The 10,917-nt window shown below is 60.8% G+C and carries 9 protein-coding genes and 1 pseudogene; 6 read left to right on the top strand and 4 right to left on the bottom strand.

Translation table 11 applies throughout. From position 1 onward, the window contains the following. Window positions 1-106: 106 nt before the first annotated feature. Complete coding sequence (locus M3461_21745) at window positions 107-310, bottom strand: hypothetical protein (GenBank protein ID MDQ3776779.1); 204 nt, start codon at window positions 308-310, stop codon at window positions 107-109. Between the two features lie 160 nt (window positions 311-470). Here M3461_21745 and M3461_21740 point away from each other — a divergent pair, with 160 nt between their 5' ends. Both M3461_21740 and M3461_21735 read left to right on the top strand, forming a co-directional pair. Then, on the top strand, window positions 471-1,529 hold the full coding sequence (locus M3461_21740) for a DUF2333 family protein (protein MDQ3776778.1): 1,059 nt from the start codon (window positions 471-473) through the stop codon (window positions 1,527-1,529). Between the two features lie 301 nt (window positions 1,530-1,830). Beyond that, window positions 1,831-1,995, top strand: coding sequence for a hypothetical protein (locus M3461_21735; protein MDQ3776777.1), 165 nt, complete (start codon window positions 1,831-1,833; stop codon window positions 1,993-1,995). 103 nt (window positions 1,996-2,098) lie between these two features. Here M3461_21735 and M3461_21730 read toward each other — a convergent pair whose 3' ends face one another. The 3 genes and pseudogenes from M3461_21730 to M3461_21720 form a co-directional block, all read right to left on the bottom strand. Beyond that, complete coding sequence (locus M3461_21730) at window positions 2,099-3,589, bottom strand: multicopper oxidase domain-containing protein (GenBank protein ID MDQ3776776.1); 1,491 nt, start codon at window positions 3,587-3,589, stop codon at window positions 2,099-2,101. Window positions 3,590-4,157: 568 nt separating this feature from the next. Continuing rightward, window positions 4,158-4,617 (bottom strand): annotated as a pseudogene (locus tag M3461_21725) (efflux RND transporter permease subunit). Between the two features lie 689 nt (window positions 4,618-5,306). Beyond that, the gene (locus M3461_21720; protein ID MDQ3776775.1) at window positions 5,307-5,615 is read right to left on the bottom strand and encodes a transposase; all 309 of its coding nucleotides are present in this window, start codon (window positions 5,613-5,615) and stop codon (window positions 5,307-5,309) included. 502 nt (window positions 5,616-6,117) lie between these two features. On the opposite strand from M3461_21720, the gene M3461_21715 reads away from it, so the two are divergent. From M3461_21715 to M3461_21700, 4 genes are all read left to right on the top strand, one after another. Then, a complete protein-coding gene (locus M3461_21715; protein ID MDQ3776774.1) occupies window positions 6,118-6,471 on the top strand; it encodes an HPF/RaiA family ribosome-associated protein in 354 nt (117 codons plus the stop codon). Window positions 6,472-6,535: 64 nt separating this feature from the next. Next, window positions 6,536-7,699, top strand: coding sequence for a hypothetical protein (locus M3461_21710; protein ID MDQ3776773.1), 1,164 nt, complete (start codon window positions 6,536-6,538; stop codon window positions 7,697-7,699). A gap of 6 nt (window positions 7,700-7,705) precedes the next feature. After that, window positions 7,706-9,187 (top strand): mechanosensitive ion channel, encoded by a 1,482-nt coding sequence (locus M3461_21705; GenBank protein MDQ3776772.1) that lies wholly within the window; start codon window positions 7,706-7,708, stop codon window positions 9,185-9,187. After that, window positions 9,184-10,542: a DUF2254 domain-containing protein gene (locus tag M3461_21700; protein ID MDQ3776771.1), complete on the top strand. Its 1,359-nt coding sequence runs from the start codon at window positions 9,184-9,186 to the stop codon at window positions 10,540-10,542. Before M3461_21705 ends, M3461_21700 begins: the two co-directional genes overlap by 4 nt. The last annotated feature ends 375 nt before the right edge of the window (window positions 10,543-10,917 follow it).

The following is a 10,917-nucleotide window of genomic DNA, read 5'->3' as shown; positions in this document are numbered from 1 at the left end:
CGTTCCATCCTCCCCTCCCCGATCATCTTGATTTGCCGATAAAGTTGATCAGATCGGGTGGAGCCCTAAAAGTTCCACGCATTTGTTATCTTTATAACTCATATAGTTATAAGATCTTACCTATGTGCCGTGAATAGCCCGTGGTGCGACCCAGATAGCGCAGCACCAGCCCCTTGTTCGCCTGCTTGAGCCGAGGGTAGGCAAAGCGCTTGAGCACCGCCTGGAGGTGCGAGTAGGGCCCCTCGTCGTCCTCGACGGGCTGACCTCCCCCGTCCCCTCCAGAAAAGCCTTGAGCTGCCAAAGCGCGCACACTCGCGTCTCGTTCATGTCGATCACCATGGCTCCCATGATCGACCCAACCGCTACCGTTCAGACTCATACCTCGTTGGAAACAGCCCCCCACGTCCAGACTCATACCATGTTGGAAAAGACTAATAGTTGCCAAACCGCGTTGAACGTCCTATCCTTCGTTGAACGTCCTATCCTTTGGCCATAAGCACGCCATGCCCTCTACTGTCGAGGATGACCTCACCTACAAAGTACTCCCTTCCCGATGGCGGGGGCGCTCGACCTTCTGGTTTTGGTTAATCGCCGCCGCCTTGGGTGCATCAGCGATTGTCGTGCTTGCCTTGGGATACTATTGGGACTATGAGCCGCCCGTGTTCGACGTCACGAAAGCGGCGATGGAGCTGACCGGCGTTCCGGCGGAGAAGCTGGCGCCGGGCGCAGTCTGTACGGCCGTGCTGATCAAGGCCGCCACTACGCTCTTGGACGGTCGTGGGGGTTACCTCTCCAATGACGTCCTGCCGCCCGGGATCATTATGGACAACATCCCTAATTGGGAGCACGGCGTCGTGGTACAAGTACGCGATCTTGTGCGGGCCCTTCGCAACCAGCTCGCTCGATCGCAGTCGCAATCGACCGAAGACCCGGACCTCGCGGTAGCCGATCCACGACTCAATTTCGATCACGCCTCGTGGTTGTTCGCCACTGAATATGAGTATCGCGACGGGATAGACCACCTTAACCGCTACTTAAAGCGTCTCCAAGACAGTCATGATAAGGAGCTTTTCTTTGCGCGTGCGGATAATCTGCGCCCCTGGTTGGGTCTGGTCTCGCAACGGCTTGGCGATCTGGCCCAACGACTCAGCGCCAGTGTTGGAACCAACGTCCCAGCAAAGGGCGCGGAACGGTCAGCCGCTGCCGTTAGTCCCGTTCAGCATAGGACCCCATGGATGGAGCTAGACGATGTGTTTTATTACGCGCGAGGATCGACGTGGGCGTTGCTGCACTTCATGCGTGCGGTCGAGGTTGATTTCCGGCCTATTCTCGAAAACAAGCACGCATTGGTCACTGTACGGCAGGTTATCCGGGCGCTCGAGCATACGCAGGCGCCATTTGATAGCCCTGTGGTGCTGAATGGTTCGGAGTTCGGGTTATTCCCGAATCATTCCATCGCCATGAGCTCTTATATTTCCCGTGCCAATTCGGGAGTAATTGACCTTTTAAACCTCCTTGTCCGGGGTTAGGGCAGTCCTTCGTGCCGAACGTCGGAACTACGTCAGAGCTAGGGTCTTCCCCCGCTCGCTGGCAAAGCTAGTCCGCATGACACTGCTTGCACGGGAACGGTCGGCTGGTGGCATCACATCGAGGTAAGCCTCATCGTCGGCGTACCTGGTGACTGCGTAGGGCTACAGGTACAGGACCAACATTGGCGTAGGTGGGTGGTGATGCCCTGCCTTGAGTAGTGTAGATTCTCGCGCATAATCATTCGGTGGTTGTGTGACTGCGATCTGGAGATGAGCAAAGACCGCAGTGCGGAGGCTGAAGATGCAGAAGGCGATCGAATCACGCATGCTGCTGGAGACGACCGGCGCGGAGAAGCGACTCGGCAACGGTGATCTGCTTTTCCGCGACATCGGACCACCGCGCCGTCTGCAGGGCCTCTGGGTCCCACCGGAAGTCAGGGCGGAGCTGTTCTCGGGTCGACGGTAGACGTACTCTGCCCGTATTGGCTAGAAGCCAGCGCAGCAGCAAGGTGCTCTGTCAGGCCCCCTTGTCCAACGCAAGGCCTGAAATCGTCAGAGCTTGGTTACCTTCAACTCGATTTGTAGTTGAGCATCATGCCGTCCTCTTCGTGCTCCAGGTTGTGGCAGTGAAAAACGAACTTGCCCGGATGAGCGGAGAACGTGACAAGCACTCGTACCTTTTCTCCCGGTATTACCAGCACGGTGTCCTTGACGCCCCGCTCCGTAGCCGTGAGCGCGCCACGTCCGCCGATACGGTCGAAGACCCGAAAGGCCGCGCCATGGATGTGCATCGGGTGGATCTCGTTTCCGCCGGCATTATCGAATTCCCAGATTTCCGTGCTGCCGACCCGCACGTGCTCATCGATGCGCTCGAGATCGAAAGTCTTCTGGTTGATCGTGTGCATCCCCGACGCACCCATGTCATGACCCGCATGCTCAGCCATCTCATGCATTCCGGCGATGTCGAAACGACGCGTCTTGACGACGGAATCGAATGGGTGCGGGACGCTGCGCGAAAGTACCGCGGGCAAACGAAACGCATCGCGCTCCGTGCGTTCGACCAGGAACTTCATGATCCGAAACGTATCGTGCCCTTGCACACCGCCCCCGTCGAAGGGGAGGCTCACCAGGTAGACTTCGGCACCCACGCGATAGGACGAAAAGTTCACAAGTACTTCGGCACGCTCGCTGGGCCCAAGGAGAAGCGTATCGACGCTCTCCGGGCGCTCAATGAGTCCGCCATCCGATCCGATGACGTAAAAAGCAGCACCGTCGCTCAGGGCGAGGTTGTACACCCGTGCGTTGGAGCCATTGAGCATGCGCATACGGTACCAACGTGTGGCGACGGAACGAACGGGGCTATAGACGCCGTTGACGAATAGGTACGGGCCGAAGTACCCGCTCATCACCTCTTCCGGGTTGGGCGCGTAGGCCACTTCCCCGTCACTCTCGAAACGCTTGTCCTGGATCACGAAAGCGATATCCTGCTCTCCGCTCGGCAAGCCGAGCGCTGCATCTTCATCGTCATGCACGATGAAGAACCCCGCAAGCCCGTGGACAACTTGGTGCGCCGCGAGCCCAAGTGCATGGGGATGGTACCAATAGGTGCCGGCCCGGACCTCGATGGGAAGCGCGAATTCGAGGGCGCTCTGCGGTGCGATTACCTGGTCCGGATACCCATCCATCCCAGGGGGCACGTTCACGCCATGCCAGTGAACGTTGGTCTTCTGGCCGAGCTTGTTCTCCAATCGCACTTGCACCGTGTCACCGGTATTTGCTGTGATCGTCGGCCCCAAGATCCCCGCATGATAGCCATAGACCTTGGTCCGCCGGCCGTTGAGCAAGGCGACATCCGTTTCCTGCGCGACCAGCGTAGGGTAGGTCGAGCCGGCGACGACCGGCGGCACCGCAAGCGGTTCTTCGAATGGGCCCTCGATGATCGCAGTGGCGGAGGCCGGCGGCTCGCCACAACCAGCGAGCGCGAAAACGACGCCGACCAGGGTAAGGATCACGGGCCAGGACGCAAGCAAGCCAAGCGCGAGGGGCTTAATGTCGTGCATAGTCAATAGTTCTCCGCTGAGTCGAGGAAAATCGTAGCACGTCGCCGACGCGAAGCCTAGGCGACCGTATCCCAAATCATGCTATTCCCATCGGGAGACGTGGCGTTGATCGAGATCAAAAGGAGTCCTTTCCAATTGGCCTGTACAGCGCGTGCAGCGGCTGGCGTCATGTCGCCCTCTCCCCTATAGTGGCCCGGTCGAGCCGGGCGTAATCCTGGATCGTGCCGCGGGCGCGGAGATCCTAATCCCTAAACAACGCCCAAACAACTCCACCCACCTCGCTTGCCCGCCCGAGAACCGCCCCGAGCAGCGGCCAGGGCCTTGCATCGATTCTAACTGGTCTGATCCAGCACCGATCCCTGATCCCATCCGAGCCCCCTGAGCCGACCCTCTCTGTTGGCCCTCGCTCGCCCGAGACGCCAAAACGCTCCAACGCTCCGAAACATAGCGCCTCGGGCCGATGAAGGGCCCGAAAATGCCTCGATTCCAGGCCGAGGACTCGCATGCTTGACAGCTCGCGAGCCCAGCAGTACCCTACCTCTTGATGAAAAAGGGCGTTTAAAATCCCTATTCCTATGCCGACCGGCGTCTTGATCCCGGTGGAGAGCATGTTGATGCGCGTCTTGATCGGCATTGGTCCAAGCGTTGGTCACACCCGGAAACGGAACGGCCGCATTGATCACGTCGACCAACTCGTCCGGCGTGCGCCGGCGACGGGCGATGACTGTGCCGCGCATGTCAGTGATATCGCCCACCGGCCAGTCTTCTTCCGGCTTCAGCATTATCGTGGTCTCCACCATGCTGAGCGGTGCCGGATCGGTCGCCGTCTCGGCACAGTCGCTCTTGCCGAAGACGTGATGCACCTCAGGAAAACGCTCGGTGATGCGGCCGGTCTGCTGCAGCAGTTCGCGCGCCTTGGTGATGGACATCCCCGGCAGCGTCATCGGCATGTAGAGCAGGTCGCCTTCGTAGAGAGGCGGCATGAACTCCGAGTCGAGGCGACTGTACGGCCACCAGGTGACGGCCACCGCCAGCGCCGCGACGGCGTAGGCGAAGCTCGGGAGGTCGAGCTCGTGGCCGTCGACACTCCGGGCCCGCAGGCGCGGCACGCGGATGCGGCGGCCGCCGAGGGTCACCTCGCCACGGACACTCCCGCCGCAGTACGCCCGACGGTCGGGATCGGGGACGTTCTTCGGCCCGCAGAGCCGTTCGCGATCCTGTTCCATGATCGTGAGCAACACGTGCTGGCCGGCGGGTCTCCGCCGGAGTTATTCACGCTTTGTCCACGGACGAAGACTTTCTCTCAATCGTAGTCGGTGGACAAAGGGTGAATAACTCCGGCCCATCGGATCAGCGCTAAGTACCAATATAGCCCCTCAATCATGCACGTCGTCCGGTTGGCCGGTTTATCCGAAGCGTGTTGCCTGCCACAACCTTCTATCCGTGTCGGCATGGGCCGATCACCTCATGCTGCATACGCGCAGCGCGTTAAGTAAACCGACTTAAAGAAGCACCCCATCTGATAGCTACGGTCACTGATCTTCATCAACCCAGGCCAGTTTCGGGCGCTTCTGCCAACCTCTTACTTGCAAAAACGTTCGAGGGCTCGTGCCGGCGCAAATCCTCTCGCTGGTTTAACCGCCGGCCTTGAGCTCCGCGCCCTCAGGCAACAGGCCCTCTTCGAGGTAGCGCCATAGCGCGACCAGCAACCGACGGGCTAAGGCCACGATCCCCACGCGCCGCATCCGCGCGCCGCCACCGGCAAAGCGCTCACGGAACCAGATGGGCAGGACGCCCAGCTTTTAGGAGGTACAGGATGAACCAGCAGCTGAGCTTGGAGTTCGGCTGATGGCGCAGCCACAACCACGCGATCTCGGACCATCATCGTGCGTACCCGGGCATTGTCGGCTTTGCTAATGCCCTGGTCTCTTTTACTGCCACCACTGTCATAGGGCGTCCCCGTCAGACCCGCGCAGGCCCCAAGCTCACGGCGGTTCCGGAACCCCCGCCAGGCAAAGAATTCCATCACCAAAAGCCACGCACAGTTCGGCCCGATCGCGCGCAGCCCCATCAACCGCACCACCTGCCGCAACGGATGGCTATCGGCGTGCGCGATCCGCTCCGTCCGTGTCTGCTCCAGGGCGCGTAGCTGCTCCTCTACCATGCTTGCTTGACAGCTCACGAGCCCAGCACTACTCTACCTCTTGGCGAAAAAGGGCTTTTGCCCACCTTTGCAGCCACTCAGTGGGTTGGAATCGGTGAATTTACATCGGCCGGAACCATTATCTCTCCCCATGGCCTGAGAAACCTCCGTGACGACGGGCCGGGGACATGTTTTCGCGAACACTGGAGACGGAAGAATTCCGGCGATGTCACCGACCAGTACACTGTGATCGTCGAGTTCGCCGAACTGACCCGTCGCGCTCCGTTCTCTAAGTATGGGACGGGCTCCCGCACCACCCAACCACCGGCCGGCCCATCCGACGCAACAGTTGCAAAGACCCATTGAATTTCCTATCCTTGTAATCATGCAAATCCAGGTCAACACGGACAACCACATCGAGGGCAGCGACGAGTTGAGCCGCCAGGTCGAGGCCGTGGTGGAGGGAACGTTCGGGCGTTTCGGCGAGAAGATCACGCGCGTGGAAGTCCACCTCAGCGACGAGAGCAACAGCTCGAAAGCCCGCGACAACGATAAGCGCTGCGTCATGGAAGCCCGGCCCACGGGCCTCCAGCCGATCACCGTGAGTCATCAGGGGGCGACTCTGGATCAGGCCCTCAAGGGGTGCGCCAATAAGCTGGAGAAAACCCTCAAGCGCACTCTCGGGCGTCTGGATGACCCCAAAGGCCGAACGTCTTACGGCGGCGACCAGACGATCTGAACCGTCCGGCTGCCTTTGCCCTCCCTTCGCACGATACTGCTCATGAATGAGCCAAGGAGTTCCCATGCGTCAACTTTCTACCGATCAGCTGACTGCGTTGCTGGCCGATCACCAGCCGCCGTGCATTTCCCTGTATCAGCCGACGTACCGGCATCACCCCGAAAACCAGCAAGACCCGATCCGCTACCGCAACCTACTGCGGGAGATGGAAAACTCCCTGGGCCAGAAGTACCCGACGCGGGAAGTGCGGACGCTCCTGGAGAAGTTCCAGGCGCTGGCGCGTGACGACCGCTTCTGGAACGCACGCACGGACGGGCTGGCCATCCTCAGCTCGCCCGGCAAGTTCCAGATCTTCGAGCTGCAACGCACGGTCCCGGAACTGCTCGTCGTGGCCGACAGCTACCACACGAAGCCACTGCTCCGCGTCCTCCAGTCGGCCGACCGCTACCAAATTCTCGCTCTGAGCCGCCACGAGGCCAAGCTCTATGAAGGAAACCGCTACGCCCTGGACCCGGTCGAGTTGACGAACGTGCCTTCGACCATCACGGAGGCGCTGGGAAACGAACTGACCGAGCAGCACACGACGGTCGCTTCTTATGGAGCCGGGGCAGCCCGCGCGGCCTGTGGCGGGGCGACCCCTTCGATCCACGCGCACGGGGACAAGGCGGACGAGGTGGACATCGACCGGGACCGGTTCTTCCGGTTCATCGACCGGGCGATCCTGGAGCACCACTCCCGCCCGTCCGGGCTGCCGCTGATGCTCGCGACGCTGACGGAGTATCACGCGCCGTTCCACAAAATCAGCCACAATCCCTTCCTGATGGCCGATGGGATCATGATGAATCCCGAAGCCCTCAGCCTCGACCAGTTGCGTGCGGAGGCGTGGCAGAAGGTCGAACCGCTGTACTTGAAACGCCTGGCTAACCTGGTCGAGAGCTATCAGGTCGCCCTTTCTCGCCAGTTGGGATCGGACGACTTGGCGCAAGTGGCTCAAGCCACGATGGCCGGGCGCGTCGGCACCTTGCTGGTAGAGAACGACCGGCAGATCCCCGGCAAGATCGACCGCGCGACCGGCCAGATCCAAACGGGCGAGCTCTCGGACCCCGAGGTCGATGACATGCTCGATGACTTGGCGGAACTCGTTCTGCAGATGAAGGGCGAGGTCGTCGTCGTTCCCGCGGAGCGGATGCCCTCCACCACGGGTGCGGTCGCGATCTACCGGTTCTAACGGAGAGTGAAACTGGTGCTGTGGGCGGTGTTGCTCGGTGCTGCGTGCGGTGTGCTGACTTCGACTGTCGTGGCACAGGAACCAGTCGGCAAAGCCGGCGAACCGCAGAAACTACCCGCCCCCGGCGAACAAGAGCTCTCCCCCGCACCCGCGACGGTGGACGTTACTCCTGTCGCGCGCGATGAGGAGATCGGCAAACGTCTCCAGAGCGTCCTGGATGCCACCGGCTGGTTCACCGACCCGCAAGTCGGGGTCGAGGAAGGAGTCGTCTTCCTCAACGGTCGGACGGAGACTGATGAGCTCAAGAAATGGGCCGGCGATCTGGCGCGCAATACTCAGGACGTTGTCGCCGTGGCCAACCGGATGGAGGTGCTCGAGCCGTCGGTATGGGACTTCCGTCTGGCGTGGGGCGGACTGTTGGTACTATGGCGAGACTTCATCCGCTCGCTTCCTTTTTTCGTTTTTGGACTGGTCATCCTGGCTCTGTCAGTGGGGGCCGGCATGCTGGCAGCACGAGGATCGCGTGCGTTCCTTCGCCAACGGATTCGAGCGAAACTTCTGCGAAATGTGATCGCTCGTGGGGCAGGCGTGCTCGTCTTCCTCTTCGGCACCTACATCGTTCTAAGAGTCTCCGGCCTGACACAACTAGCCCTAACCGTGGTCGGCGGCACCGGCCTGATTGGTCTGGCCGTGGGTATCGCTTTCCGGGACATCACCGAGAACTTCCTGGCCAGCATCTTCCTCAGCATGCAGCGGCCGTTCGAGACGGGCGATTTGGTCGAGATTTCCGGCGTGACGGGTTTCGTGCAGCAATTGAACATGCGCACGACGATCTTGATGACGCTTGATGGCAACCTCGTGCAGATCCCGAACGCCAGCGTTTATAAGAGCAACCTCCGCAACTTCACGACCAACGCCAACCGGCGCGAGGACTTTGTCGTCGGCATCGGCTACGACGATTCGATCAACGAGGCCCAAGAGATTGCACGGAAAGTGCTGGCGGACCACCCGGCCGTTCTGAACGACCCCGAGCCCTCGGTGCTGGCGGACAGCCTGGGGCGGGCGACCATAAACCTGCGCGTCTACTTTTGGCTCAACGGCCGCGAACACAGTTGGTTGAAGGTGCGGTCTTCGGTGATCCGGCTGGTGAAACTGGCCTTTCAGAAACATGGCATCTCGATGCCCGACGAGGCCCGAGAGGTTGTCTTCCCGCAGGGGGTCCCCGTCACCGTGCTCGACGGGAAACCGGGGGAGGCGCATGACGTCGGGCCAGTCAAGCGGTTCCCTGCTCAATCGCCGCACGAAGAACTCGATGCGACGGCCACGAAAGCGGAAGCTGGGTTATACAGCGAAGCCGGTGTCATCGAGGAACAGGCACGGCAGGTACAACCGTTGAACGATGGGGAGAATCTCTTGAAGGGTACTGCATCCACTGATGATGCAAAAGCTAAGAACCAAAGCCGTAACGGAAAAGAACCTGGCAAATGATCACGAAACTGCGCCATTGGTGGCAAGACATGCAGTCGAGCTTCTGGTTCGTACCCGCAGTGATGGTTCTGGGCGCCGTGGGACTCGCCACCGTCCTGATCGCGGTGGATGCGAACGTAAATCTCCATGTTGTCGAGAGATGGCCGCTGCTCTTCGGCGCCGGTGCGGCCGCTTCCCGCGGCCTGCTCACGGCCGTCGCCAGCTCGATGATCACGGTGGCCGGGGTGGTGTTCTCCATTACCATCGTTGCCCTCGCGCTGACGTCCAGTCAGTACACGTCGCGGGTCCTTCGCAACTTTATGCGCGACCGCATCAACCAGATGGTGCTCGGCGTGTTCGTCGGCATATTCGCGTACTGCCTGGTGGTGCTCCGGACCATCCGGGGGGGTGACGAAGGGTCGTTCGTGCCTTCGCTGGCGGTGCTGGTCGGCTTAATCCTCGCGTTCGTGGGGATCGCCTTTTTGATCTTCTTCATTCACCACATCTCGATGTCCATCCAGGCATCGAGCATTATCGCCGCGGCCGCACGGGAGACGATCGCTGCCGTGGATCACTTGTTTCCCAAGGGGCTGGGTGAAGACGCCGACAACGACGCGGACGACAACCCGGAGATGTCTCTCGCGGAGCAGGCTTGGTCTGCCGTCCCGGCACGGGAGACCGGTTACATCGAGAGTATCGACGGGGACGCGCTTCTGGCTTTGGCCCGGGAACGCGGGGCCATCCTGCGCATGGAACGCGGCATCGGCGAGTTCGTTGTCGAGGGCACTCCGCTGTTGTCCGTGGCTGGCCCGGGCGGGCTGGACGAAGAGACGACGGCCGAGCTGCATGCGGTCTACCTCATCAGCCGCCAGCGCACGGTGCAACAGGACGCCGCCTTCGGCATTCGGCAAATCGTGGACATCGCCATGAAAGCGCTGTCGCCCGGCATCAACGATACCACGACCGCGGTGATGTGCGTGGACTACCTGGCGGCGATCCTCGTCCGGCTTGCGGCTCGCCGGATTGCGACCTCCCACCGCCTGGATCAGGGGGAGCTGCGCGTGATTGCCCGAGGCCCGAGCTTCGAGAGTCTGTTGGCCGAAGCCTTTGACCAAATCCGGCAGAATGCCGAAGGCAACGTCGCGGTCCTGTCGTGCCTGCTTCAGGCCCTGGTAATCATCGCCGGACAGACGACGAACGCCCGACGATGCCAAGCGCTGCGGCAACAGGCGGACTTGATTACCGCTGTGGCCGAGCGCGCTATCATCTCGCCCCACGATGGCGCGGGCATTAAAGCCTCCTTGATGCGACTGTCCCAGGTTCTCGAAGGGCAAGGACCCGCTTTCGCATCGGACGCAAAACAGGAAACGCATTGAGAATGTGAGGCGCGCGCCTCGGCGAAGGAGACGCTCGCAGGCCGACCGGTCGGAAAAGTCGGCGACCTGAGACTCCGGGTGAAAACGTAAGACGGCGGCTTCGACCAAGGAGCACGGGTCCAACTAACGCCGTGAGGGCCGGCAACACGCTCCGTTCGGACGGAGGAGTTAGATGGCTCCTCAGGTTTACGACGGGTGTTCCAGCTTCCCATCGGCAGACGGAGGGCGTTCGGGGGCTCCGGAGACTCTCGCTAGCCCAGGTTTAACAGGCTATCCCCCTTTTTCGTGACTTTCTGCGAATAAACTTCAATAGAATCAACGGACGGATCTGGAAATGCTGTTTGTAGTGCCATAATATTGTAGTAAGGTATTGAT

The organism is Pseudomonadota bacterium (genome assembly GCA_030860485.1).
Taxonomy (GTDB): Bacteria; Pseudomonadota; Gammaproteobacteria; order JACCXJ01; family JACCXJ01; genus JACCXJ01.
Note: the sequence above shows the minus strand (reverse complement) of the source record. Positions and strands in the feature narration are given on the sequence as shown.